Consider the following 25,278-nt stretch of genomic DNA (forward strand, 5'->3'; position numbering starts at 1 on the left):
ACCGCATCCAAGGGTGCGCCCCGGAGTCCAGGACCGTACGAGGAGCGCTCTTGCCTGACGAGGCCCAGCCAGTCGCCCACCCGCAGCCCGACCAGGCCGCGGCAGGCGCCACGCCCCCGAAGCCCCCGGCCGCCAAGCCCAAGCCGCCGGTGGCTCCGGAGCGCGCGGCAGGCCCGGCCCCGGCGCCCACCGTCCGCCCCGCGACCCCCGCCGGTGCCACGGCCCGTTCCGGTGGCTCCTCCAACCGGGTCCGCGCCCGGCTCGCCCGGCTCGGCGTGCAGCGCTCGTCCCCGTACAACCCGGTCCTGGAGCCGCTGCTGCGGATAGTGCGCAGCAACGACCCCAAGATCGAGACGGCCACGCTGCGCCAGATCGAGACCGCCTACCAGGTCGCCGAGCGCTGGCACCGCGGGCAGAAGCGCAAGAGCGGCGACCCGTACATCACCCACCCGCTCGCCGTGACGACGATCCTCGCCGAGCTGGGGATGGACCCGGCGACGCTGATGGCCGGACTGCTGCACGACACCGTCGAGGACACCGAGTACGGCCTGGACACCCTGCGCCGTGACTTCGGCGACCAGGTGGCACTGCTGGTGGACGGCGTCACCAAGCTGGACAAGGTCAAGTTCGGCGAGGCGGCGCAGGCCGAGACCGTGCGCAAGATGGTCGTGGCGATGGCCAAGGACCCCCGCGTCCTGGTGATCAAGCTCGCCGACCGGCTGCACAACATGCGTACCATGCGCTACCTCAAGCGCGAGAAGCAGGAGAAGAAGGCGCGCGAGACGCTGGAGATCTACGCGCCGCTGGCCCACCGGCTGGGCATGAACACCATCAAGTGGGAGCTGGAGGACCTCGCCTTCGCGATCCTCTACCCCAAGATGTACGACGAGATCGTGCGGCTGGTCGCCGAGCGCGCGCCCAAGCGCGACGAGTACCTGGCCATAGTGACCGACGAGGTGCAGAGCGACCTGCGGGCCGCCCGCATCAAGGCGACCGTCACCGGCCGGCCGAAGCACTACTACAGCGTCTACCAGAAGATGATCGTCCGCGGCCGTGACTTCGCGGAGATCTACGACCTGGTGGGCATCCGCGTCCTCGTCGACACGGTGCGGGACTGCTACGCGGCCCTGGGCACGGTGCACGCGCGGTGGAACCCGGTCCCCGGCCGGTTCAAGGACTACATCGCGATGCCCAAGTTCAACATGTACCAGTCGCTGCACACCACGGTCATCGGGCCCAGCGGCAAGCCGGTCGAGCTCCAGATCCGTACGTTCGACATGCACCGCCGCGCCGAGTACGGCATCGCCGCGCACTGGAAGTACAAGCAGGAGGCCGTCGCCGGCACCTCCAAGGTCCGCACCGACGTGCCGCGCCACAAGGACGACGCGGTCAACGACATGGCGTGGCTGCGGCAGCTGCTCGACTGGCAGAAGGAGACCGAGGACCCCAGCGAGTTCCTGGAGTCGCTGCGCTTCGACCTCTCGCGCAACGAGGTCTTCGTCTTCACGCCGAAGGGCGACGTCATAGCGCTCCCGGCGGGCGCCACCCCGGTCGACTTCTCGTACGCGGTGCACACCGAGGTCGGACACCGCACGATCGGTGCCCGGGTCAACGGACGGCTCGTACCGCTCGAATCGACCCTGGACAACGGCGACCTGGTCGAGGTCTTCACCTCCAAGGCCGACGGCGCGGGCCCCTCCCGCGACTGGCTCGGCTTCGTGAAGTCGCCGCGGGCCCGCAACAAGATCCGGGCCTGGTTCTCCAAGGAACGCCGCGACGAGGCCATCGAGCAGGGCAAGGACGCCATCGCGCGTGCCATGCGCAAGCAGAACCTGCCGATCCAGCGGATCCTCACCGGCGACTCGCTGGTCACCCTCGCGCACGAGATGCGCTACCCGGACATCTCCTCGCTGTACGCGGCGATCGGCGAGAGCCACGTCACCGCGCAGTCCGTGGTGCAGAAGCTGGTGCAGGCGCTCGGCGGGGAGGACGCAGCCAACGAGGACATCGCGGAGAGTTCGCCGCCCTCGCACGGCCGCAGCAAGCGCCGGGCGAACGCCGACCCGGGCGTCGTGGTCAAGGGCACCGCCGACGTGTGGGTCAAGCTGGCGCGGTGCTGCACCCCCGTGCCGGGCGACCCCATCATCGGCTTCGTCACGAGGGGCAGCGGCGTCTCCGTGCACCGCGCGGACTGCGTCAACGTCGACTCGCTGTCCCAGCAGCCCGAGCGGATCCTGGAGGTCGAGTGGGCGCCCACCCAGTCCTCGGTCTTCCTCGTCGCCATCCAGGTGGAGGCCCTCGACAGGTCCCGGCTGCTCTCCGACGTCACCCGGGTCCTGTCCGACCAGCACGTCAACATCCTGTCGGCGGCGGTCCAGACCTCCCGCGACCGGGTGGCCACCTCACGGTTCACCTTCGAGATGGGCGACCCGAAGCACCTGGGCCATGTACTCAAGGCCGTCAGGGGGGTCGAGGGCGTCTACGACGTCTACCGGGTCACCTCGGCACGCAGGCCGTAGCGCCGCAATGCCACCGAGAGGGGCCCCGGACTTCGCACAAGTCCGGGGCCCCTCTCGTACGTACCGGCGGGGATCAGCCGCCGAACTCCTCCAGGCCCTTCATCGCCTGGTCGAGCAGTGCCTGACGGCCTTCGAGCTCACGGGCGAGCTTGTCCGCCTTGGCGTTGTTGCCCGCCGCGCGCGCCGTGTCGATCTGCTTCTGGAGCTTCACGACGGCGTCCTGGAGCTGGCCGGTCAGACCGGCGGCACGCGCACGCGCCTCCGGGTTCGTCCGCTTCCACTCGTTCTCCTCGGACTCCTGGAGCGCGCGCTCGACCGCCTGCATCCGGCCCTCGACCTTCGGGCGGGCGTCGCGCGGCACGTGGCCCACGGCCTCCCAGCGCTCGTTGAGAGCCCGGAACGCGGCCCGCGCGCTCTTCAGGTCCTTCACCGGCACCAGCTTCTCGGCCTCGGCGGCGAGCTCCTCCTTCAGCTTGAGGTTCTCGCCCTGCTCCGCGTCCCGCTCGGCGAAGGTCTCGCCACGCGCCGCGAAGAAGACGTCCTGGGCGCCGCGGAAGCGGTTCCACAGGTCGTCCTCGAACTCGCGCTGGGCGCGGCCCGCCGCCTTCCACTCCGTCATCAGGTCGCGGTAACGCGCCGCGGTGGCGCCCCAGTCGGTCGACTTCGACAGCGACTCGGCCTCGGTGACCAGCTTCTCCTTGGCCTTGCGGGCCTCCTCGCGCTGCGCGTCCAGCGACGCGAAGTGCGCCTTGCGGCGCTTGGAGAACGCCGAGCGGGCGTGCGAGAAGCGGTGCCACAGCTCGTCGTCCGCCTTGCGGTCGAGCCGGGGGAGCCCCTTCCAGGTGTCCACCAGTGCCCGCAGCCGCTCGCCGGCCGATCGCCACTGGTCGCTCTGCGCCAGCTCCTCGGCCTCGACGACCAGCTTCTCCTTCGCGGCCTTGGCCTCGTCGGTCTGCTTGGCCTTCTCCGCCTTGCGCTCCTCGCGGCGCTTGTCGACCGTCGTCACGAGGGCGTCGAGCCGCTTGCCCAGCGCGTCCAGGTCACCCACCGCGTGGTGCTCGTCGACCTGCGTACGCAGGTGATCGATCGCGGTCCTGGCGTCCTTCGCCGACAGGTCGGTGGTCTTCACCCGCTTCTCGAGGAGGCCGATCTCGACCACCAAGCCCTCGTACTTGCGCTCGAAGTAGGCCAGAGCCTCCTCCGGGGACCCCGCCTGCCAGGAACCGACGACCTTCTCGCCGTCGGCCGTACGCACGTACACGGTGCCCGTCTCGTCGACACGGCCCCACGGGTCGCTGCTCACAGCGCCTCCTCCACATGATGCCTGCGAGGGTTCGTGGCCCCCGGGCATCGTCCACAGTTTCATCGTCCACAGTCAGTTCGCGGGGCCGAAGACGCCCTGCACACCGCCAACATAGGCGACGCGCAGGGCGGCTGTCCGCATCCCGCACATCCCGGTTTGACTGTCGGTCTACTTGGTCACGGTCGCCTTGTCGATGACCACGGTCGCGTTCGGGGCACCGTCGCCCTGCCCGCTGGACTCACCCGCACCGGCGATCTTCGCCAGCACGTCCTGGCCGCCCTCGATCGTGCCGAACGGCGTGTAGTTCGGGGGCAGCGGGCTGTCCTTGTAGACCAGGAAGAACTGGCTGCCGCCGGTGCCGGGCCCCGCGTTGGCCATCGCGACCGTGCCCGCCGGATAGGTGCCGCCCTTGACCTTCGGGTCCTTCAGGTTCTCGTCGGGGATCTTGTAGCCCGGGGTGCCCGAGCCGGCCGCCGTCGGGTCGCCGCACTGCAGCACGTAGATGCCCTGGGTGGTGAGGCGGTGGCACTTGGTGTGGTCGAAGTACCCCTTCCCGGCAAGGAAGTTGAAGGAGTTCACCGTGCGCGGCGCGTTCTTCGCGTCCAGCGCCAGGTCGATGTCGCCGCAGGTGGTCCGCAGCTTCATCGCGTACTTCGCCGACTTGTCGATGTCGAGCTTCGGCTCCGCCTTGAAGGAGAGCTTGGCGATCTCGCCCGGGGCCGGCTTGTTGCACGGGTCGGCCGTCTTCTTCGGGGCGCCCGACGGGTTCGGGGCGTCGGCCACCGTCTTGCCCGCGCCCTTGTCCTCGCTGTCGAAAACCCCCGTCGCCCAGGCCGTCGCACCCGCCGCCACGACCACGGCGACCGCCGCGCCGATCACCGCGGCACGCCGCCTGCCCCTGCGCTGCTTCTCGGCTCGGCGCTGCTGCTGGCGCTCGAACTTTTCCCTGGCGAGCTGCCGCCGCCGCTGATCGCTGGTGACCACCGGGTGTTCTCCTCGTACGTGTCGTCTGAAGCCGGACGGCTGTCCGACCGGGCCCGAGCTAGCCCGTACCGTATCTGGGTTAGCTGTGGGACGAAGTGCCCCGGTAGGCTTCTCATCCATTGCTTACGCAACAGAAGACAGCTACGGCGCGTTCGCCGTCGGACAACCTATCGAGGTCGATCGTGCTTATTGCCGGGTTCCCCGCCGGGGCCTGGGGGACCAACTGCTACCTGGTCGCCCCCGCCGCAGGCGAGGAGTGCGTCATCATCGACCCGGGCCACCAGGCCACCCAGGGTGTCGAGGAGACGCTGAAGAAGCATCGGCTGAAGCCCGTGGCCGTCGTGCTCACCCACGGCCACATCGACCACGTCGCCTCCGTCGTTCCCGTGTGCGGGGCCAAGAACGTACCCGCCTGGATCCACCCCGAGGACCGCTACATGATGAGCGACCCGGAGAAGGCCGTCGGCCGCTCCCTGGGCGCCCAGCTCATGGGGGAGCTCACCGTGGGCGAGCCGGACGACGTCAAGGAGCTGTACGACGGCGCCGAGCTGAAGCTGGCCGGTCTGGACCTGTCCGTGTCGCACGCGCCCGGCCATACGAAGGGGTCGGTGACCTTCGGGCTGCCCGAGGCGGCGGACATTCCGTCGATCCTCTTCTCGGGCGACCTGCTGTTCGCCGGCTCCGTCGGACGCACCGACATGCCCGGCGGCTCCCACGCCGAACTCCTGACCTCGCTGGCCCGTGTGTGCCTGCCGCTCCAGGACTCGACCGTGGTGCTCTCCGGACACGGCCCCCAGACGACCATCGGCCAGGAGCGCGCGACCAACCCGTACCTGCGGGGACTGGACGCCGCGCCCGCCCCACGACGAGGAATGTGACACCGCTCCCGTGAGTACCTTTCAGGCCCCCAAGGGCACGTACGACCTGCTGCCGCCCGTCTCCGCGAACTATCTCGCCGTGCGTGAGGCCATCGCCGCACCGCTGCGGAACTCCGGCTACGGCTACATCGAGACGCCCGGCTTCGAGAACGTCGAGCTGTTCGCCCGCGGTGTCGGCGAGTCCACCGACATCGTCACCAAGGAGATGTACACCCTCACCACCAAGGGCGGCGACGAGCTCGCGCTGCGCCCCGAGGGCACCGCGTCCGTGCTGCGCGCCGCCCTGGAGGCCAACCTCCACAAGGCCGGCAACCTGCCCGTCAAGCTCTGGTACTCCGGCTCGTACTACCGCTACGAGCGCCCGCAGAAGGGCCGCTACCGCCACTTCTCGCAGGTCGGGGCCGAGGCCATCGGCGCGGAGGACCCGGCGCTCGACGCCGAAATGATCATCCTCGCCGACCAGGCGTACCGCTCGCTCGGGCTGCGTGACTTCCGCATCCTGCTGAACTCGCTCGGCGACAAGGAGTGCCGTCCCGTCTACCGGGAGGCCCTCCAGTCGTTCCTGCGCGGCCTCGACCTCGACGCGGAGACGGTCCGCCGCGCCGAGATCAACCCGCTGCGCGTCCTGGACGACAAGCGCGCGGACGTCCAGAAGCAGCTGACCGGCGCCCCGGCGCTGCGCGACTACCTCTGCGACGCGTGCAAGGCGTACCACGAGGAGGTGCGTGCGCTGATCACCGCCGCCGGCGTCGCCTTCGAGGACGACGAGAAGCTGGTGCGCGGCCTGGACTACTACACCCGCACCACCTTCGAGTTCGTCCACGACGGGCTCGGCTCGCAGTCCGCGGTGGGCGGCGGCGGCCGTTACGACGGCCTGTCCGAGATGATCGGCGGCCCCGCGCTGCCCTCGGTGGGCTGGGCGCTGGGCGTCGACCGTACGGTCCTCGCGCTGGAGGCCGAGGGCATCACCCTCGACATCCCGTCCGCGACGGCCGTCTACGCGGTGCCGCTGGGCGAGGAGGCCCGCCGGGTGCTGTTCGCCAAGGTCACCGAGTTGCGGAAGGCCGGGATCGCGACCGACTTCTCGTTCGGCGGGAAGGGCCTCAAGGGCGCCATGAAGAACGCCAACCGCAGCGGCGCCCGGTACGTCGTGGTCGCCGGTGAGCGCGACCTCGCCGAGGGCCAGGTCCAGATCAAGGACATGGAGTCGGGCGAGCAGGAGCCCGCCGCCCTGGACACGGTCGTCGAGGAGATCAGGCGCCGGCTGGGCTGAGGCCCCCGCGCAGCCGCACAATTGCGCACGCGTGACCCGTGATTCGTCCGTACGGGAAGAGGAGGGCCCGCAACCACGGTGGTTGCGGGCCCTTCTGCGTACGCAGGCCACGCACGCCGTCCTCCGTGCGGCAGAATGAGCCTTCCCCACAGGCCACGGCAGCGACGGAACGGCGATATGACGACGACAGCGGTTGACGACGTGTCAGAGGGCGCGTCAGCGGAGCGGGACGGCAAGGGGCTGGTCGGATCGGGCCGGGCGTTCGCCTGGCTGCTGATCATCACCGGTGCGGCCGGGCTGCTGGCCGCCTGGGTGATCACGATCGACAAGATCAAGCTGGCCGAGGACCCGAACTTCACGCCGGGCTGCAGCCTCAACCCCGTCGTCGCCTGCGGCAACATCATGAAGAGCGAGCAGGCGGCCTTCTTCGGCTTCCCGAACCCGATGCTCGGGTTGGTCACCTACGCCATGGTGATCGCCATCGGTGTCGCCCTCCTCGCCGGGGCCCGCTACAAGCGCTGGTACTGGCTCGGCCTCAACGCGGGCACCCTCTTCGGCGTCGCGTTCTGCACCTACCTCCAGTACCAGTCCCTCTACACGATCCGCTCGCTCTGCCTGTGGTGCTGCCTCGCCTGGGTCGCCACCATCGTGATGTTCTGCTACGTCACCATCCACAACCTCAAGCACCGGATCCTGCCGGCGCCGCGGGCCCTGCGCAGCGGCCTGGTGGAGTTCCACTGGGTGGTGCCGGTGCTGTGGATCGGCGTCATCGGCATCCTGATCCTGACCAACTGGTGGAGCTTCTGGACCAGCTGATCCGGGCGACCGGCGGGAGCGTTGTCAGTGGTCTGACCTAGGCTTCACACCGTGGAGCCCGATCTCTTTACCGCAGCCGCAGAAGAACGCCAGGCGAGCGACCCCTCAAGCAGCCCGCTGGCCGTCCGGATGCGCCCGCGCACCCTCGACGAGGTCTTCGGGCAGAAGCACCTCCTCAAGCCGGGCTCGCCGCTGCGCCGCCTGGTCGGTGAGGGCGGCGGCGGCCCCGCGGGCCCCTCGTCCGTGATCCTCTGGGGGCCGCCGGGCACCGGCAAGACGACTCTGGCGTACGTGGTCAGTCAGGCGACCCAGAAGCGGTTCGTCGAGCTGTCCGCGATCACCGCGGGCGTCAAGGAGGTCCGGGCCGTCATCGAGGGCGCCCGCCGTGCCACCGGCGGCTTCGGCAAGGAGACCGTCCTCTTCCTCGACGAGATCCACCGGTTCAGCAAGGCCCAGCAGGACTCGCTGCTGCCCGCCGTGGAGAACCGCTGGGTCACGCTGATCGCCGCCACCACCGAGAACCCGTACTTCTCGATCATCTCCCCCCTCCTCTCCCGCTCGCTGCTGCTCACCCTGGAGTCCCTCACCGACGAGGACCTGCGCGGACTGCTCCGCCGGGCGCTCACCGAGGAGCGCGGCCTCGGTGGTGCGGTCACCCTGCCCCAGGACGCCGAGGACCACCTGCTGCGGATCGCGGGCGGTGACGCCCGGCGCGCGCTGACCGCGCTGGAGGCCGCGGCCGGCGCGGCGATCGCCAAGGGGGACGGGGAGATCACCCTGGAGACGGTCGAGGAGACCGTCGACCGGGCCGCCGTGAAGTACGACCGCGACGGCGACCAGCACTACGACGTCGCCAGCGCCCTCATCAAGTCCATCCGCGGCTCCGACGTGGACGCCGCCCTGCACTACCTGGCCCGGATGATCGAGGCGGGCGAGGACCCCCGGTTCATCGCCAGGCGGCTGATGATCTCCGCCAGTGAGGACATCGGCCTCGCCGACCCGACCGCCCTGCCGACCGCCGTCGCCGCCGCCCAGGCCGTTGCCATGATCGGCTTCCCCGAGGCGGCACTGACCCTGAGCCACGCCACCATCGCGCTCGCACTCGCCCCGAAGTCCAACGCCGCGACCCTCGCCATCCAGGCCGCGCAGGCCGACGTCCGCCAGGGCATGGCGGGCGCGGTCCCGCCGCACCTGCGCGACGGCCACTACAAGGGCGCCGCCAAGCTCGGCCACGCCCAGGGGTACGTCTACCCGCACGACGTGCCCGGCGGAATCGCCGCCCAGCAGTACGCCCCGGACGAGGTGCACGGCCGGCAGTACTACACCCCCACGAGGTACGGGGCGGAGGCCAGGTACGCGGACGTGGTGGAGAAGGTGCGCGAGCGGCTGGCGGGGCAGGGGTGAGACCGCCCGCCAGTCGCGGGCGGCCGGCCGGGCAGGGGTGAGGCGGCCCGCCAATTGAGGGCGGCGGGCCGGGCGGTGAACCGGCCCCCACGGCAGGTGCCGGGGACCGAGGAGGGCGGCCCATCAGGACAGGCGGGGCCGCGCACCCCCGGCTACGCTCCGAAGCATGGTCCGAAGTTCGCTGGTGCTGGTCGTCTGCCTCGCGGCGCTGACCGGCTGCCACCACGCCGAGACCCCGCCGGAGCGGCCCACCCCCGTCCCGCTCACCGGCCCCGGCTTCCCGCCCACCGCCGCCGAGGCCCGCACCCGGCTCGCCGGGCTCACCGTCGAGTGGGGCAAGCACTGGGAGACGTACAACAGGGCCGCGTTCGGTGAGACCTGGTCGGACGAGACCGACGCCCCCGGCGGGCGCAACGGCTGCGACACCCGCGACGACGTGCTGCACCGGGACCTGACCGTGCTGCGCCAGGGCGACCCCGACGCGTGCGTCCCGCTCTCCGGCGTGCTGCACGACCCCTACACCGGCAAGGACCTCCCGTACACCTACCGCCGCGCCTCGCAGATCCAGACCGATCACGTCGTGGCGCTCGGCGCCGCCTGGCGTGCGGGCGCCTGGGAGTGGACGCCGGAGAAGCGGCTCGGCTACGCCAACGACCTCGACGTGCTCCTCGCCGTCGACAAGCAGGCGAACCATGACAAGGGCAGCAGGACCCCCGACAAGTGGAAGCCGCGCCGCGAGTACTGGTGCGAGTACGCCCGCCGCTGGACCGGCATCAAGGGGAAGTACGCGCTGACGGTGACGCCGCCGGAGAAGGGCGCACTGTTCGAGATGCTCGGGACCTGCCGCTGACGGGCCCGGTGCGCAGGGGGCGAGGCCGGTCCGCAGCACTCCCGGCGGCCTAGTACAATCGACCGAAGCGCTGCGTCCCGTGTCCGGTTCCACCGGCACCACCAGAACGGGACATGCAGCCGGAGCCCTCTTCGGAGGTGTTTCCAGGAGCGTCGCGCACCGTTGAAGGTGTCGCGGGCAGCCCGTCATCCCGCGCGGATCGACGGGCCACTCGCGTGCTGCACATAGTGCCCAGACCAGGGAGCGGCTGCCCGTCCAGCGATGGAGGGGTTTCCCCGGCTGCGGATGTGACCTCCCATAACCCTGGTGAAGCCGTATTCCATTCAGATAGAGAGGTTGGTTCGTGCCGAACCAGTCCCGCCCCAAGGTCAAGAAGAGCCGCGCGCTCGGCATTGCGCTGACGCCGAAGGCCGTCAAGTACTTCGAGTCGCGCCCGTACCCGCCCGGCGAGCACGGCCGTGGCCGCAAGCAGAACTCGGACTACAAGGTCCGTCTGCTCGAGAAGCAGCGTCTGCGCGCGCAGTACGACATCAGCGAGCGCCAGATGGCGCGCGCCTACGACCGCGCCAAGAAGGCCGAAGGCAAGACGGGCGAGGCGCTGGTCGTCGAGCTCGAGCGTCGCCTCGACGCCCTGGTTCTGCGTTCGGGCATCGCCCGCACCATCTACCAGGCCCGCCAGATGGTCGTGCACGGTCACATCGAGGTCAACGGCGGCAAGGTCGACAAGCCGTCGTTCCGCGTCCGTCCCGACGACGTCGTGATGGTCCGCGAGCGCAGCCGCGAGAAGGTCCCCTTCCAGGTCGCCCGCGAGGGTGGCTACGACACGGACGGCGAGACCCCGCGCTACCTCCAGGTGAACCTGAAGGCCCTGGCCTTCCGCCTGGACCGCGACCCGAACCGCAAGGAAATCCCGGTCATCTGCGACGAGCAGCTGGTCGTCGAGTACTACGCCCGCTGATCTCGGCGTAGTCCTCACGCACTCGCGTGCACTGCCCGTCGTCTTCCCGCTCCTTCCCGGAGCGGGGAGCGGCGGGTTTGCGCGTTACGGGGGCGGGCCCCGGGCCGCAGCCGGAACGCGCGTTATCCGGTACGGAGCCGTGGCCCCGGCGCGATAGGCTCGCGGAACGACTTTTCGTACACGGATTTCTGTACGCGACACACAGATTTCCCTACGCAGCAGGGAGCGCATCGTGTCCGGTGGAGAGGTGGCCGGCCTCCTGGTGGCCGTCTTCTGGGCGATCCTCGTCTCCTTCCTCGCCGTGGTGCTGGTGAGGCTGGCGCAGACGCTCAGGGCGACGACCCGCATGGTGGCCGAGGTGACGGACCAGGCGGTACCGCTGCTGTCCGACGCCTCCGCGACCGTCCGGTCCGCGCAGACCCAGCTGGACCGGGTCGACGCGATCGCCTCCGACGTCCAGGAAGTCACCTCGAACGCGTCCGCGCTCTCCTCCACCGTCGCCTCCACCTTCGGCGGCCCACTGGTCAAGGTCGCCGCCTTCGGATACGGCGTGCGACAGGCGATCGGGCGCAAGAAGACGCCGGAGCCGCCGGCTCCGGACGGCCGTACCGTGATCGTCGGCCGGACCCTTCCCTCCGCGCGACGGGCGAAGCGGAACGGCCGGAGTTCTCGCGGACCTAAGGACTGACGCAGCGATGTTCCGCCGTACGTTCTGGTTCACCGCAGGCGCAGCCGCCGGCGTGTGGGCCACCCAGAAGGTCAACCGCAAGATCAAGGCGCTGACCCCCGAGAGCCTCGCCGCACAGGCCGCGGACAAGGCGGTCGAGGCGGGCCACAGGCTCAAGGACTTCGCGCTCGACGTGCGGGCCGGCATGGTCCAGCGGGAGGCCGAACTCGGCGACGCGCTCGGCCTGGACGCGGCCCCCGAGGACGCGCGGGCGCTCCCGCCGCAGCGCCAGGGGGCCATCGGCCACAGCGCCGGACCCCCGCACCACACCAACCCCCCGTCACACAACGGGAATTCGTACAACCGGAATGAGGACCACTGATGGAGTCGGCAGAAATTCGTCGCCGCTGGCTGAGCTTCTTCGAGGAGCGCGGTCACACCGTTGTCCCTTCGGCGTCGCTCATCGCGGACGACCCGACTCTGCTCCTGGTCCCGGCGGGCATGGTGCCCTTCAAGCCCTACTTCCTCGGTGAAGTGAAGCCGCCGTGGCAGCGCGCCACCAGCGTCCAGAAGTGCGTCCGCACGCCGGACATCGAAGAGGTCGGCAAGACCACCAGGCACGGCACGTTCTTCCAGATGTGCGGCAACTTCTCCTTCGGGGACTACTTCAAGGAAGGGGCCATCCGCTTCGCCTGGGAGATCCTGACGAAGTCCGTCGACGAGGGCGGCTACGGCCTCGACCCCGAGAAGCTCTGGATCACCGTCTACCTCGACGACGACGAGGCCGAGGAGATCTGGCGGACGAAGATCGGCGTCCCCGCCGAGCGCATCCAGCGCCTGGGCAAGAAGGACAACTACTGGTCGATGGGCGTCCCCGGTCCCTGCGGCCCCTGCTCGGAGATCAACTACGACCGCGGCCCCGAGTTCGGCGCCGAGGGCGGCCCCGCCGTCAACGACGAGCGGTACGTGGAGATCTGGAACCTGGTCTTCATGCAGTACGAGCGCGGCGCCGGCCTCGGCAAGGAGGACTTCGAGATCCTCGGCGACCTCCCGTCGAAGAACATCGACACGGGTCTGGGCCTCGAACGTCTCGCCATGATCCTGCAGGGCGTGCAGAACATGTACGAGACCGACACCCTGCGCGTCGTGATGGACAAGGCCACCGAGCTGACCGGTGTGCGCTACGGCGCCGCCCGGAACAGCGACGTGTCGATGCGCGTGGTCGCCGACCACATGCGCACCTCCGTGATGCTCATCGGTGACGGCGTCACCCCCGGCAACGAGGGCCGCGGTTACGTGCTGCGCCGCATCATGCGCCGCGCCGTCCGCAACATGCGCCTGATGGGCGCCACCGGGCCCGTCGTCCAGGAACTCGTCGACACGGTCGTCGACACGATGGGCCAGCAGTACCCGGAGCTCATCACCGACCGCCAGCGCATCCTGGGCGTCGCCCTCGCCGAGGAGGCCGCCTTCCTCAAGGCCCTCAAGGGCGGCACCAACATCCTGGACACCGCCGTCACCGAGACCAAGGCCGCCGGTGGCCAGGTCCTCTCCGGCGACAAGGCGTTCCTGCTCCACGACACCTGGGGCTTCCCGATCGACCTCACCCTGGAGATGGCCCAGGAGCAGGGCCTCTCGGTGGACGAGGACGGCTTCCGCCGTCTGATGAAGGAGCAGCGCGACCGCGCCAAGGCCGACGCCCAGGCCAAGAAGCACGGCCACGCCGACATGTCCGGCTACCGCGAGATCGCGGACGCCGCCGGTGAGACCGACTTCATCGGCTACACCTCCACCGTGGGCGAGTCCCGCGTCGTGGGCATCCTCGTCGACGGCACGCCGTCCCCGGCCGCCACCGAGGGCGACGAGGTCGAGATCGTCCTGGACCGCACCCCGTTCTACGCCGAGGGCGGCGGCCAGATCGGCGACACCGGCCGCATCAAGCTGGACAACGGCGCCGTCGTCGAGATCCGGGACTGCCAGAAGCCGGTACCCGGCGTCTACGTGCACAAGGGCGTCGTCCAGGTCGGCGAGGTCACCGTCGGTGCCCCGGCCCAGGCAATCATCGACGTGCACCGCCGCAACGCCATCGCGCGCGCCCACAGCGCCACCCACCTCACCCACCAGGCGCTGCGCGACGCGCTGGGCCCGACGGCCGCCCAGGCCGGTTCGGAGAACCAGCCCGGCCGCTTCCGCTTCGACTTCGGCTCCCCGGCCGCCGTTCCCGGCGCCGTGCTGACCGACGTCGAGCAGAAGATCAACGAGGTCCTCTCGCACGAGATGGACGTCCGCGCCGAGGTCATGTCGATCGACGAGGCCAAGAAGCAGGGCGCCATCGCCGAGTTCGGCGAGAAGTACGGCGAGCGCGTCCGCGTGGTCACCATCGGCGACTTCTCCAAGGAGCTGTGCGGCGGCACGCACGTGCACAACACCGCCCAGCTCGGCCTGGTCAAGCTGCTCGGCGAGTCGTCCATCGGCTCCGGGGTGCGCCGCATCGAGGCCCTGGTCGGCGTCGACGCGTACAAGTTCCTGGCCCGCGAGCACACGGTCGTCGCCCAGCTCCAGGAACTGATCAAGGGCCGCCCCGAGGAGCTGCCCGAGAAGATCTCCGCCATGCTCGGCAAGCTGAAGGACGCCGAGAAGGAGATCGAGAAGTTCCGCGGCGAGAAGGTCCTGCAGGCCGCCGCCGGGCTCGTCCAGGGCGCCAAGGACGTCAAGGGCGTCGCCCTCGTCACCGGTCAGGTGCCCGACGGCACCTCCGCCGACGACCTGCGCAAGCTGGTACTCGACGTGCGCGGCCGCATCCAGGGCGACAGGCCCGCGGTCGTGGCCCTGTTCAGCACGGCCGGCGGCCGCCCGCTGACCGTCATCGCCACCAATGAGACGGCCCGTCAGCGCGGTCTCAAGGCGGGCGAGTTGGTCCGTACGGCCGCCAAGACCCTCGGTGGCGGTGGCGGCGGCAAGCCGGACGTCGCCCAGGGCGGCGGCACCAGCGTCGAGTCCATCGGTGACGCCATCGACGCCGTCGAGCGCCTCGTCGGGGAAACCGCCTGATGCGACGCGGACGCCGGCTCGCGATCGACGTCGGGGACGCCCGGATCGGGGTCGCCTCGTGCGACCCCGACGGGGTCCTCGCCACCCCGGTGGAGACCGTGCCGGGACGTGACGTCCCGGCCGCCCACCGCCGGCTGCGCCAACTGGTCGAGGAGTACGAACCCCTCGAAGTCGTCGTCGGCCTCCCTCGCTCCCTCAACGGGGGCGAGGGGCCGGCCGCGGCCAAGGTGCGGAAGTTCGCCCAGGAGCTCGCCCGGGGCATCGCGCCGGTCGGGGTGCGGCTGGTGGACGAGAGGATGACCACGGTGACGGCCACTCAGGGGCTGCGCGCCTCCGGCGTGAAGTCCAAGAAGGGACGGTCCGTCATCGACCAGGCCGCTGCGATTGTCATTCTTCAGAACGCACTTGAGGCCGAACGGGTGTCGGGGGAGCTCCCCGGCGAAGGCGTCGAAGTGGTTGTCTGATCGCGATACGGTAACGTTCCGCGCCGTGGCGGCGTTCGAACAGCTGCCGCACAGGATCTGAGGCGGGACGGATGCCGTGCCCCACGCGCGCCACACCCGCCGCCTCGCGGCTCTAGGGGACCGATGACTGAGTATGGCCGGGGTCAAGGCTCCGAACCGTGGCACCCGGAGGACCCGCTCTACGGGGACCAGGGCGACCAGGGTTGGGGCGGACAGCAGGCCGGACACGGCCAGGTCCCGTACGACGCGGCCCACGGTCAGGACCAGCAGCAGGTCCAGGTCCCCTACGGCCCCCCGGGCCACGACGGCCCGCCGCAGCAGCAGTACGCGCAGCAGGGCGGCGCCCCCCAGCAGCCGTACTACGACAGCGGCCAGTACCCGCAGCAGCACCAGGGCGGTCACTACCTCCAGCAGCACGACGGCGGCCAGTACCCGCAGGGCCGGCCGCACGGCCAGTACCAGCAGGGTCATGACAGCGGCCAGTACCCGCAGGCCGTCCCCTCCGGCCCGCAGCAGTACGCAGGCCAGGAGAACCACGGCGGCTGGGACACCGGTCAGCAGCACCAGGCCGTTCCGTACGGCATGAACGCGGCCGACCCGTACAGCGGACAGCAGCCCGGGTACGGCGGCGAGCAGCAGGACTACTACGGCACGCCCGAGGCCTACCCGCCGCCGCAGCCCCCCGCCCAGCGCAGCACGCCCCCCGAGCCGGTGATCGACTGGGACCCGGAGGCCCCGGCCGAGGAGGAGCACCCCTTCTTCACCGGCACCGACAACGGGCGCACCCCGCCCCGCGGCGGCGAGGACGACGACGAGTACGACGACGACCCCCGCTCCGCACGCAGGGGCAAGGGCGGCAAGCCCGGCAAGGGCAAGAAGAAGAGCCGCAACGGCTGCGCGTGCCTGGTGGTGTCGGCGGTCCTGCTCGGTGGACTCGGCGGGGTGGCGTACGTCGGGTACGACTTCTGGCAGGCGAGGTTCGGGGCCGCGGAGGACTACTCGGGCGAGGGCACCGACCCGGTGCAGATCGAGGTCAAGAAGGGCGCCGACGGCAACGAGATCGCCAACACGCTCAAGAAGATGGGCGTGGTCAAGAGCGTCAGCGCCTTCACGGCCGAGATGGGGAAGGACCCGAAGAAGGGCAACTCCATCCAGGTCGGGGTGTACACCATGAAGAAGGAGATGTCCGCGAAGGCCGCGCTGGAGCTGATGCTCAACCCGGCCAGCCGGAACAACTACAACCTTCCTCCCGGCACCCGGAACCTCACGGTCTACGCCGAGCTCGACAAGCGTCTGGAGCTCAAGCCGGGCACCACCAAGGCGGTGGCGAAGGCCCAGGCCAAGAACCTCGGACTGCCCGCCTGGGTGCCCAACGACCCGGAGCTCAAGGACCCGCTGGAGGGCTTCCTCTACCCGGCGACCTATCCGGTGGCCAAGGGCACCAAGCCCGAAGAGGTGCTCAAGAAGATGGTCGCCGAGGCCAACCAGCACTACGCGCAGCAGGACCTCGCGGGCGAGGCGCAGAAGCTCGGCCTCAAGTCCCCCTTCGAACTGCTCACCGTGGCGAGCCTGGTGCAGAAGGAGGGCAAGTACGCGCACGACTTCGGAAAGGTCGCACGCGTCGTCTACAACCGCATCAAGCCGGACAACCAGGAGACCGTCGGGCGCCTCGAGTTCGACTCCACGGTCAACTACTTCAAGGCGACGTCCACACTCGACATCGGCTCCGTCGACGAGGCGCGCAAGTTCAACGATCCGTACAACACCTACGGACTCAACCACAAGGGCCTGACACCGGGCCCGATCAGCAACCCGGGTGACGAGGCACTGACCGCCGCGATCAACCCCACGCCGGGTCCCTGGTACTACTTCGTGTCGGTCACCTCGGAGAAGACGCTCTTCGCGGCTACGAACGCGGAGCACGAGAAGAACCGCCGCGAGTACCAGAGGGAACGGGAGAAGGAGAAGTCCGGCCAGTGAGCAGCAACCGCAACCGGGCAGCCGTCCTCGGCTCGCCCATCGCCCACTCCCTCTCACCCGTCCTGCACCGCGCCGCCTACGCGGAGCTGGGTCTCGACGGCTGGTCGTACGACCGGTTCGAGGTGGACGAGGCCCGGCTCCCGGAGTTCGTCGGCGGGCTGGGCGAGGAGTGGGCCGGGCTCTCGCTGACCATGCCGCTCAAGCGGGCGATCATGCCGCTGCTCGACGAGGTCAGTGAGACCGCCGCGTCCGTGGAGGCGGTGAACACCGTCGTGTTCACCGCGGAAGGCCGCCGGCTCGGTGACAACACCGACATCCCGGGGATGGTCTCGGCGCTGCGGGAGCGCGGTGTCGAGAAGGTGGAGTCCGCGGCGGTCCTCGGGGCCGGGGCCACCGCCTCGTCCGCGCTCGCCGCGCTGGCCAGGATCTGTGCGGGGCCCGTCACCGCGTACGTGCGCAGCGAGGCGCGCGCGGCCGAGATGCGGACCTGGGGGGAGCGGCTCGGCGTGGACGTGCGGACCGCCGACTGGGGCGACGCGGCGGAGGCGTTCACGCAGCCGTTGGTGATCGCGACGACGCCGGCGGGCACCACCGACGCCCTCGCGGCGCGGGTACCGCACGCCGTCGGGACGCTCTTCGACGTGCTCTACGAGCCGTGGCCGACCCCTCTCGCCTCGGCCTGGTCGGCCCACGGGGGAGCAGTGGTCGGAGGACTCGATCTCCTGGTGCACCAGGCGGTGCTCCAGGTCGAGCAGATGACCGGTGCCACCGCGGCGCCGCTCGCCGTCATGCGGGCCGCGGGCGAACGGGCGCTTTCCGGTACGTGAGAGTCCGGTCCGAATACTGAGCCGGGGGCGAGGGCGTCACCCGGACGTGGGAGGATCGGGGTAGGCGGGTCCGGGCCGCGCATCCGGGCTGCGTCGCCCAAGTTCCAGGCGCGAGCATGAGGAGCACCGTTGAGCAGGTTGCGCTGGCTGACCGCGGGAGAATCCCACGGACCCGCACTCGTCGCGACGCTGGAGGGACTTCCCTCCGGTGTGCCGATCACCACGGAGATGGTGGCGGACGCGCTGGCCAGGCGGCGGCTCGGTTACGGGCGCGGCGCCCGGATGAAGTTCGAGAAGGACGAGGTCACCTTCCTCGGCGGCGTGCGGCACGGCCTCACCATGGGCGGCCCCGTCGCGATCATGGTGGGCAACACCGAGTGGCCGAAGTGGGAACAGGTCATGTCGGCCGACCCGGTGGACCCCGAGGAGCTGGCCAAGCTGGCGCGCAACGCGCCGCTGACCCGCCCCCGCCCCGGCCACGCGGACCTCGCGGGCATGCAGAAGTACGCGCTGGACGAGGCGCGCCCGGTGCTGGAGCGGGCGAGCGCGCGGGAGACCGCCGCGCGGGTCGCGCTGGGCACGGTGGCGCGTTCGTACCTCAAGCAGACCACCGGCATCGAGATCGTCAGCCACGTCGTCGAGCTGGCCGCGGCCAAGGCGCCCTACGGCGTCCTGCCGAAGCCCTCGGACGAGGCGAAGCTGGACGAGGACCCGGTGCGCTGCCTGGACGCGGACGCGTCGAAGGCGATGGTCGCGGAGATCGACCAGGCCCACAAGGACGGCGACACCCTCGGCGGTGTGGTCGAGGTCCTGGCGTACAACGTGCCGGTCGGTCTCGGCTCGTTCACCCACTGGGACCGCCGTCTCGACTCCCGGCTCGCGGGCGCGCTCATGGGCATCCAGGCCATCAAGGGCGTCGAGGTCGGCGACGGTTTCGACCTGGCGCGGGTGCCGGGCTCCAAGGCGCACGACGAGATCGTGCCGACCGAGGACGGTGTGCGGCGGACCACAGGCCGGGCGGGCGGCACCGAGGGCGGCATGTCCACCGGTGAGCTGCTGCGGGTACGGGCCGCGATGAAGCCGATCGCGACGGTGCCGCGCGCACTGGCCACGATCGACATCGCGACCGGTGAGGTCGCCGCCGCCCACCACCAGAGGTCCGACGTCTGCGCGGTGCCCGCGGCGGGCATCGTGGCCGAGGCCATGGTGGCGCTGGTGCTCGCGGACGCGGTCGCCGAGAAGTTCGGCGGCGACAGCGTCGGCGAGACGCGGCGCAACGTGCAGTCGTACCTCGACAACCTGCAGATCCGGTGACCGGCGCACCGTCCGGCACACCGGACGGCACACCGCCCGGAGATCCGGTGCCCGGTACACCGACCGGCCCGAGGGTCGTGCTCGTCGGGCCGATGGGCGTCGGCAAGACGACCGTCGGCGCGCTGCTCGCCGAGCGGCTCGGTCTCGCGCACCGGGACACCGACGCGGACATCGTCGCGGCCCAGGGCCGGGAGATCGCCGACATCTTCGTCGACGAGGGCGAGCCGTACTTCCGTGAGCTGGAGCGGGCGGCCGTACGCGCGGCCGTGGCGGAGCACACCGGAGTGCTCGCGCTCGGCGGCGGCGCCGTCCTGGACGAGTCGACCAGGGAACTGCTCTCCGCGCACCCGGTCGTCTTTCTGTCGATGGACGTCGAGGAGGCGGTGCGGCGCACCGGCCTCAACCAGGCCCGCCCGCTGCTGGCGGTCAACCCGCGCAAGCAGTGGCGCGAGCTGATGGAGGCCCGCCGCACCCTGTACACCGAGGTAGCCCGGGTGGTGGTCGCCACCGACGGCCGCACCCCCGAAGAGGTCGCCCAGGCGGTCCTGGACGCAATGGAGTTGAAGGACGCATGACCAGCGAGCAGACCGGGCAGACCGGGCCCGCAGCAGCACCGGCACGGATCACCGTCGGCGGCACGGACGGCACCGAGGCGTACGACGTGCTGGTGGGGCGGCAGTTGCTGGGCGAGCTTCCCGGGCTGATCGGCAAGCAGGCCAAGCGCGTCGCCGTACTGCACCCCGAGGCCCTCGCCGACACCGGTGAGGCGGTACGGGAGGACCTGGCGGCGCAGGGCTACGACGTCATCGCGATCCAGCTGCCCAACGCCGAGGAGTCCAAGACCGTCGAGGTCGCGGCGTACTGCTGGAAGGCGCTCGGCCAGACCAACTTCACCCGCACCGACGTGATCGTCGGCGTCGGGGGAGGGGCCACCACCGACGTGGCCGGGTTCGTGGCGGCGACCTGGCTGCGCGGTGTGCGCTGGATCGCCGTACCCACCACCGTGCTCGGCATGGTGGACGCGGCGGTCGGCGGAAAGACCGGCATCAACACCGCCGAGGGCAAGAACCTGGTCGGTGCCTTCCACCCGCCGGCCGGGGTCCTCTGCGACCTCGCGGCCCTGGACTCGCTGCCCGTCAACGACTTCATCAGCGGGCTCGCCGAGGTCATCAAGGCCGGCTTCATCGCCGACCCGGTCATCCTCGACCTGATCGAGTCGGACCCGGTCGCGGCCCGCACGCCCGCCGGACCGCACACCACCGAGCTGATCGTCCGGTCGATCAAGGTCAAGGCGGAGGTGGTGTCCGGGGACCTCAAGGAGGCCGGACGCCGCGAGATCCTCAACTACGGGCACACGCTGGGCCACGCGATCGAGAAGAACGAGCGCTACAACTGGCGGCACGGTGCCGCCGTCTCCGTCGGCATGGTCTTCGCCGCCGAACTCGGCCGGATCGCGGGCCGGCTCGACGACGCGACCGCCGACCGGCACCGGTCGATCCTGGAGTCGGTCGGGCTGCCGCTCACCTACCGCGGGGACCAGTGGCCCAAGCTGGTGGAGAACATGAAGGTCGACAAGAAGTCCCGCGGCGACCTGCTGCGCTTCATCGTGCTGGACGGCCTCGCCAGGCCGACCGTGCTGGAGGGTCCCGACCCGGCGATGCTGCTGGCCGCGCACGCGGAGATCGCCGCGTGAGCGGGGCCGGCCGGGTCCTGGTGCTCAACGGGCCCAACCTCGGGCGGCTCGGCTCCCGCGAGCCGGACGTGTACGGGGCGACGTCGTACGCCGGTCTCGTCGAGGCCTGTCAGGGGCTCGGCAAGGAACTCGGTCTCGACGTCGAGGTCCGGGAGACCAACGACGAGGGCGAACTGATCCGCTGGCTGCACGAGGCCGCGGACGGGCGAATTCCGGTCGTTCTCAACCCCGGGGCCTTCACCCACTACTCGTACGGGATGCGGGATGCCGCCGCCCAGCGCACCGCCCCGCTGATCGAGGTGCACATCTCGAACCCGTACACCCGCGAGGAGTTCCGGCACACCTCGGTGGTGGCGGCCGTCGCCAGCGGCACCGTCGCGGGCTTCGGCATCGGCTCGTACCTGCTCGCACTGCGCGCGCTCGCGGAGCAACTCACCGGCTGAGAACGCCGTCTGACAGGTCGGGGCAGACGGCAGCGCCCCCGGCATTCACCTGGTGAACGCCGGGGGCGGTACCGTTCGAGGGTTCGGCCCGGCCTTTTCGGGTCAGCATCATCACGGTTCGGATTCACCGACCGGCCCGGCAACAGTCGCCTGTACGAGACGGAGTGGCACCGGATGCAGCACGTAGTGGGGGCTCCGCTGCCACCTCCTCACGACTCCGGCGCGGCGTGGGCAGACACCACCTCGCACCCGCAGGGCACCACCTCGCACCCGCAGGGCACCACCTCGCACCCGCAGGGCACCACCTCGCACCCGCAGGGCACCACCTCGCACCCGCAGGGCACCACCCCGCACCCGCAGGCCGCCAGCCCGCACCCGCAGGCCACCTCGCACCCGCAGGGCACCACCCCGCACCCGCAGGCCGCCAGCCCGCACCCGCAGGCCGGCTCGCACCCGCAGGGCGCCACCCCGCACCCGCACGGTGCCCCGCACCCGCCGGCGGGCCCGCCCGCCCCGCAGGGTCTGCCCCAGCCGCCCCACGCGCCCCCGCACGTGTCGCAGCCCCAGCAGGCCCCGCAGCCCCCGGCTGCCCCGCAGCCCCCGGCTGCCCCGCAGCCCCAGCAAGCGCCGCAGCCTCAGCCTCAGCCTCACCATGGGCCTCAGCCTCACCACGGGCCCCAGCCGTCCCACGGGCCGTCCTCCCCGCCGCAGCACGCCCCCGTGCCCTCCGCCGCGCGTGACACCACGGGGCACATCCAGCTGCCGCCCGGCGGGCCCGTGCCGCTGCCCGCCGCGCCGGTGGCGCCCGCCCACGCGGGTACCGGGAACACCACACTCGCGGTGCTGCTCATAGGCCCCGCCGGGGCCGGCAAGACCACGGTCGCCAAGTACTGGGCACAGAGCCGCCGGGTGCCGACCGCGCACATCAGCCTCGACGACGTCCGCGAGTGGGTCTGCTCGGGCTTCGCCGACCCGCAGGCCGGCTGGAACGACCACTCCGAGGCGCAGTACCGCCTGGCCCGCCGCACCTGCGGTTTCGCCGCCCGCAACTTCCTCGCCAACAACATCTCCTGCATCGTCGACGACGCCGTCTTCCCCGACCGGCCCGTCGTGGGCCTCGGCGGCTGGAAGCGGCACGTGGGCCCCGGGCTGCTGCCGGTGGTCCTGCTGCCCGGTCTGGAGATCGTCCTGGAGCGCAACGCCAAGCGCAGCGGCAACCGGCGCCTCAGTGACGAGGAAGTGGCCCGCATCCACGGCCGGATGGCGGGCTGGTACGGCTCGGGACTGCCCATCATCGACAACTCCCAGTACGACGTGGCCACCACGGCCCAGCTCCTGGACGAGACCCTGGCGCGGGCGATGGCCAGCCCGCCCACCTGGTAGTTCCTCCGGACACCTTCGGCGGCCCCCCGGTCGGACGCGCAGAACCGGCGCGTCCGTGCCCCCGTACCTACGCTCGGGGCATGTCTGAGGCCCATGGAATCCGCCGCGGGCGGCTGCGCGACCGCACGGCTGCCGCGGGCAGCGACGCGGTGCTGGTCTCCCGGCCCGCCAACGTCCGCTACCTCGCCGGCGGCGCCCCGCCCGGCGCCGTCCTGCTGCTCGGCCCCGAGGGCCCCGAGCGCGACCTCCTGGTGTGCCCGCGCACGCCGGAGGGCGCCCCCGTCGAGGGCCGCCCCGACGAGACGCTGCGCGTGCAGGTGCTGCCGACCACCGGCGCCGACGCGGCAGTGGCAGCAGCGGGCTTCGCAGCCGCGGCGGGCGCCGGCTCCCTCGCCGTCGAGGAACACCACCTCACCGTCGCGCGCTACCGGGCCCTCGGTTCGGCTGCTCCCCGGTTGCGCCTCACCGAGCTCGGCACCTCCGTCGAGCAGCAGCGCATCGTGAAGGACCAGGAGGAGCTCACCGCCCTGCGCACCGCGGGCGAGATCACCGACCAGGCGCTCGGCGAACTCCTGGAGTCGATCCTGGTGGGCCGCACCGAACGGCATCTCGCCCTGGAGCTGGAACGGCGCCTCGTCGACCACGGCGCCGACGCCCCCGCCTTCGCCACCTCCGTCGCCACCGGCCCGAATTCGGGACGAGCCGGACACCGGCCGACGGACCGCAGGGTCGAGGAGGGCGATTTCCTCTCGGTTTGCCTCGGCGCCGAGTTCCGGGGCTACCGGGTCGAGATCGGCCGCACCTTCGTCATCGGCACCACCCCGGCGGACTGGCAGATCGAGCTCTACGACCTGGTGTTCGCCGCCCAGCGGACGGCCAGGGAGGCCCTCGCACCGGGCGTCGAGTACCGCGAGGTGGACCGCGTGGCCCGTCACCAACTGGAGGCGGCAGGCTACGGAGACGCCCTCGCGGCGTCCACCGGACACGGTGTGGGGCTCGAAATCGTGGAGGACCCGCAGTTGGCACCTTCGGCCATGGGTAAACTGGACGCTTGTGTGCCGGTCACCGTCGAACCGGGGGTTCACCTCCCTGGCCGGGGCGGAGTCCGGATCGATGACACTCTCGTCGTGCGCCCCGAGGCGGACGGCGGACCCGAGCTACTCACCATTACGACCAAAGAACTGCTCGCGCTCTAGCCCCGTGCTTGCCGAGTGCGTTCCGTAGGTCGTTCCACCAGTCCAGGAGATTCCGCAACCGTGGCTTCCACGAACGACCTCAAGAACGGCATGGTGCTCAAGCTCGACGGAGGCCAGCTCTGGTCCGTCGTCGAGTTCCAGCACGTCAAGCCCGGCAAGGGCCCGGCCTTCGTGCGCACCAAGCTCAAGAGCGTGATGTCCGGCAAGGTCGTCGACAAGACGTTCAACGCCGGCACGAAGGTCGAGACCGCCACCATCGACCGCCGTGACATGCAGTTCTCGTACATGGACGGCGAGTACTTCGTCTTCATGGACATGGACACGTACGACCAGCTCATGGTCGACCGCAAGTCCGTCGGCAACACCGCCAACTTCCTGATCGAGGGCTTCACCGCCTCCGTCGCCCAGCACGAGGGCGAGGTGCTCTACGTCGAGCTGCCGGCCGCCGTCGAGCTGACGATCAAGCACACCGACCCGGGTGTGCAGGGCGACCGCTCCACCGGTGGCACCAAGCCCGCCACCCTGGAGACCGATTACGAGATCGGCGTCCCGCTGTTCATCACGACCGGCGAGAAGATCAAGGTCGACACCCGCACGGGCGACTACCTCGGCCGGGTGAACAGCTAACCGTGGCTGCTCGCAACAACGCCCGCAAGCGCGCGTTCCAGATCCTCTTCGAGGCCGATCAGCGCGGTACGTCCGTGCAGAATGTCCTCGCGGACTGGGTCCGGCACTCGCGGAGCGACGAGCGACAGCCGCCGGTGACCGAATACACGATGGAACTCGTCGAGGGGTACGCGCAGTACGCGCCCCGGATCGACGAGCTCATCGAGACCTATGCCGAGGGCTGGGACCTCGACCGGATGCCGGTCGTGGACCGCAACATCGTCCGGCTCGGTACGTACGAGCTGGTGTGGGTGGACGGGACCCCGGACGCGGTGGTGATCGACGAGGCGGTGCAGCTCGCCAAGGAGTTCTCCACCGACGACTCCCCGTCGTTCGTGAACGGTCTGCTCGGCCGTTTCAAGGACCTCAAGCCGAAGCTCCGCCGCGAGGAGAGCTGACGCTCGCAAGGGCCTGCGGTACGGATCATCCGTACGGCGGGCCCTTCGTCGTACCCGGGCCCCTGCCGGGGGGCGTTGTCCGGGACATGGAAAACCGCCGGGGGGGGGGGGGGGCCCCGGCCCCCCCCCCCCCCCCCCCGGGCGCTTTTTTTATATGCGCCGCGGGGGGGTGATGGCGGGCGGACACCGCGTTGGGGGGCGCCCCCCGGCG

The 25,278-nt window shown here is 70.8% G+C and carries 23 protein-coding genes; 21 read left to right on the forward strand and 2 right to left on the reverse strand.

Annotated elements, in window-relative coordinates:
• Window positions 1-50 precede the first annotated feature (50 nt).
• A complete protein-coding gene (locus ACIQM4_RS27025; RefSeq protein WP_401596578.1) occupies window positions 51-2,519 on the forward strand; it encodes a RelA/SpoT family protein in 2,469 nt (822 codons plus the stop codon).
• 73 nt (window positions 2,520-2,592) lie between these two features.
• Here ACIQM4_RS27025 and ACIQM4_RS27030 read toward each other — a convergent pair whose 3' ends face one another.
• Both ACIQM4_RS27030 and ACIQM4_RS27035 read right to left on the reverse strand, forming a co-directional pair.
• Window positions 2,593-3,822, reverse strand: a complete 1,230-nt coding sequence (locus ACIQM4_RS27030; RefSeq protein WP_401596580.1) for a DUF349 domain-containing protein — start codon at window positions 3,820-3,822, stop codon at window positions 2,593-2,595.
• 168 nt (window positions 3,823-3,990) lie between these two features.
• Window positions 3,991-4,806 (reverse strand): peptidylprolyl isomerase, encoded by an 816-nt coding sequence (locus ACIQM4_RS27035; RefSeq protein ID WP_401596583.1) that lies wholly within the window; start codon window positions 4,804-4,806, stop codon window positions 3,991-3,993.
• Window positions 4,807-4,988: 182 nt separating this feature from the next.
• On the opposite strand from ACIQM4_RS27035, the gene ACIQM4_RS27040 reads away from it, so the two are divergent.
• From ACIQM4_RS27040 to nusB, 20 genes are all read left to right on the forward strand, one after another.
• Entirely contained in the window at window positions 4,989-5,684 is a 696-nt protein-coding gene (locus ACIQM4_RS27040) for an MBL fold metallo-hydrolase (RefSeq protein WP_401596586.1), read from the forward strand.
• Between the two features lie 10 nt (window positions 5,685-5,694).
• Entirely contained in the window at window positions 5,695-6,957 is a 1,263-nt protein-coding gene (hisS, locus tag ACIQM4_RS27045) for a histidine--tRNA ligase (RefSeq protein ID WP_401596588.1), read from the forward strand.
• A 177-nt stretch (window positions 6,958-7,134) separates the two neighbouring features.
• A complete protein-coding gene (locus tag ACIQM4_RS27050) occupies window positions 7,135-7,773 on the forward strand; it encodes a vitamin K epoxide reductase family protein (RefSeq protein WP_401596590.1) in 639 nt (212 codons plus the stop codon).
• 51 nt (window positions 7,774-7,824) lie between these two features.
• Entirely contained in the window at window positions 7,825-9,177 is a 1,353-nt protein-coding gene (locus ACIQM4_RS27055) for a replication-associated recombination protein A (protein ID WP_401596592.1), read from the forward strand.
• 166 nt (window positions 9,178-9,343) lie between these two features.
• Entirely contained in the window at window positions 9,344-10,027 is a 684-nt protein-coding gene (locus tag ACIQM4_RS27060; protein WP_401596595.1) for an HNH endonuclease family protein, read from the forward strand.
• Window positions 10,028-10,370: 343 nt separating this feature from the next.
• Window positions 10,371-10,985 (forward strand): 30S ribosomal protein S4, encoded by a 615-nt coding sequence (rpsD, locus tag ACIQM4_RS27065; RefSeq protein WP_185030621.1) that lies wholly within the window; start codon window positions 10,371-10,373, stop codon window positions 10,983-10,985.
• Between the two features lie 247 nt (window positions 10,986-11,232).
• Entirely contained in the window at window positions 11,233-11,673 is a 441-nt protein-coding gene (locus ACIQM4_RS27070; RefSeq protein WP_401596876.1) for a DUF948 domain-containing protein, read from the forward strand.
• Window positions 11,674-11,680: 7 nt separating this feature from the next.
• Entirely contained in the window at window positions 11,681-12,034 is a 354-nt protein-coding gene (locus ACIQM4_RS27075) for a DUF6167 family protein (RefSeq protein WP_401596597.1), read from the forward strand.
• The gene (gene alaS, locus ACIQM4_RS27080; RefSeq protein WP_401596599.1) at window positions 12,034-14,703 is read left to right on the forward strand and encodes an alanine--tRNA ligase; all 2,670 of its coding nucleotides are present in this window, start codon (window positions 12,034-12,036) and stop codon (window positions 14,701-14,703) included. The genes ACIQM4_RS27075 and alaS overlap by 1 nt, the downstream gene beginning before the upstream one ends.
• On the forward strand, window positions 14,703-15,167 hold the full coding sequence (ruvX, locus tag ACIQM4_RS27085; protein WP_401596602.1) for a Holliday junction resolvase RuvX: 465 nt from the start codon (window positions 14,703-14,705) through the stop codon (window positions 15,165-15,167). The genes alaS and ruvX overlap by 1 nt, the downstream gene beginning before the upstream one ends.
• A gap of 123 nt (window positions 15,168-15,290) precedes the next feature.
• Entirely contained in the window at window positions 15,291-17,147 is a 1,857-nt protein-coding gene (gene mltG / locus ACIQM4_RS27090; protein ID WP_401596604.1) for an endolytic transglycosylase MltG, read from the forward strand.
• A complete protein-coding gene (locus ACIQM4_RS27095; RefSeq protein ID WP_401596607.1) occupies window positions 17,144-17,974 on the forward strand; it encodes a shikimate dehydrogenase in 831 nt (276 codons plus the stop codon). The genes mltG and ACIQM4_RS27095 overlap by 4 nt, the downstream gene beginning before the upstream one ends.
• Window positions 17,975-18,103: 129 nt before the next feature.
• A complete protein-coding gene (gene aroC / locus ACIQM4_RS27100; protein ID WP_401596609.1) occupies window positions 18,104-19,288 on the forward strand; it encodes a chorismate synthase in 1,185 nt (394 codons plus the stop codon).
• Between the two features lie 92 nt (window positions 19,289-19,380).
• Window positions 19,381-19,863 (forward strand): shikimate kinase, encoded by a 483-nt coding sequence (locus ACIQM4_RS27105; RefSeq protein WP_401596878.1) that lies wholly within the window; start codon window positions 19,381-19,383, stop codon window positions 19,861-19,863.
• Window positions 19,860-20,981: a 3-dehydroquinate synthase gene (gene aroB / locus ACIQM4_RS27110; protein ID WP_401596611.1), complete on the forward strand. Its 1,122-nt coding sequence runs from the start codon at window positions 19,860-19,862 to the stop codon at window positions 20,979-20,981. The genes ACIQM4_RS27105 and aroB overlap by 4 nt, the downstream gene beginning before the upstream one ends.
• The gene (gene aroQ / locus ACIQM4_RS27115; protein WP_401596614.1) at window positions 20,978-21,424 is read left to right on the forward strand and encodes a type II 3-dehydroquinate dehydratase; all 447 of its coding nucleotides are present in this window, start codon (window positions 20,978-20,980) and stop codon (window positions 21,422-21,424) included. The genes aroB and aroQ overlap by 4 nt, the downstream gene beginning before the upstream one ends.
• A gap of 522 nt (window positions 21,425-21,946) precedes the next feature.
• Window positions 21,947-22,807 carry an AAA family ATPase gene (locus tag ACIQM4_RS27120; RefSeq protein ID WP_401596881.1) on the forward strand — a complete coding sequence of 287 codons (861 nt, stop codon included), beginning with the start codon at window positions 21,947-21,949 and terminating at the stop codon, window positions 22,805-22,807.
• 80 nt (window positions 22,808-22,887) lie between these two features.
• A complete protein-coding gene (locus ACIQM4_RS27125; RefSeq protein WP_401596617.1) occupies window positions 22,888-24,003 on the forward strand; it encodes a M24 family metallopeptidase in 1,116 nt (371 codons plus the stop codon).
• A gap of 60 nt (window positions 24,004-24,063) precedes the next feature.
• Window positions 24,064-24,630, forward strand: a complete 567-nt coding sequence (gene efp / locus ACIQM4_RS27130; protein WP_401596619.1) for an elongation factor P — start codon at window positions 24,064-24,066, stop codon at window positions 24,628-24,630.
• 2 nt (window positions 24,631-24,632) lie between these two features.
• Window positions 24,633-25,067, forward strand: a complete 435-nt coding sequence (gene nusB, locus ACIQM4_RS27135; protein WP_401596621.1) for a transcription antitermination factor NusB — start codon at window positions 24,633-24,635, stop codon at window positions 25,065-25,067.
• Window positions 25,068-25,278: the final 211 nt, after the last annotated feature.

Origin of the sequence: Streptomyces sp. NPDC091272, assembly GCF_044757485.1 — a bacterium.
In the GTDB taxonomy this organism is placed as follows: Bacteria; Actinomycetota; Actinomycetes; order Streptomycetales; family Streptomycetaceae; genus Streptomyces.

Bases quoted from the DNA above. Each gene is read 5' to 3' on its own strand.
- ruvX (WP_401596602.1), top strand. From the start codon at position 14,703: ATGCGACGCGGACGCCGGCTCGCGATCGACGTCGGGGACGCCCGGATC.
- ACIQM4_RS27125 (WP_401596617.1), top strand. From the start codon at position 22,888: ATGTCTGAGGCCCATGGAATCCGCCGCGGGCGGCTGCGCGACCGCACG.
- alaS (WP_401596599.1), top strand. From the start codon at position 12,034: ATGGAGTCGGCAGAAATTCGTCGCCGCTGGCTGAGCTTCTTCGAGGAG.
- ACIQM4_RS27075 (WP_401596597.1), top strand. From the start codon at position 11,681: ATGTTCCGCCGTACGTTCTGGTTCACCGCAGGCGCAGCCGCCGGCGTG.
- ACIQM4_RS27105 (WP_401596878.1), top strand. From the start codon at position 19,381: ATGGGCGTCGGCAAGACGACCGTCGGCGCGCTGCTCGCCGAGCGGCTC.
- mltG (WP_401596604.1), top strand. From the start codon at position 15,291: ATGACTGAGTATGGCCGGGGTCAAGGCTCCGAACCGTGGCACCCGGAG.
- ACIQM4_RS27050 (WP_401596590.1), top strand. From the start codon at position 7,135: ATGACGACGACAGCGGTTGACGACGTGTCAGAGGGCGCGTCAGCGGAG.
- aroB (WP_401596611.1), top strand. From the start codon at position 19,860: ATGACCAGCGAGCAGACCGGGCAGACCGGGCCCGCAGCAGCACCGGCA.
- ACIQM4_RS27060 (WP_401596595.1), top strand. From the start codon at position 9,344: ATGGTCCGAAGTTCGCTGGTGCTGGTCGTCTGCCTCGCGGCGCTGACC.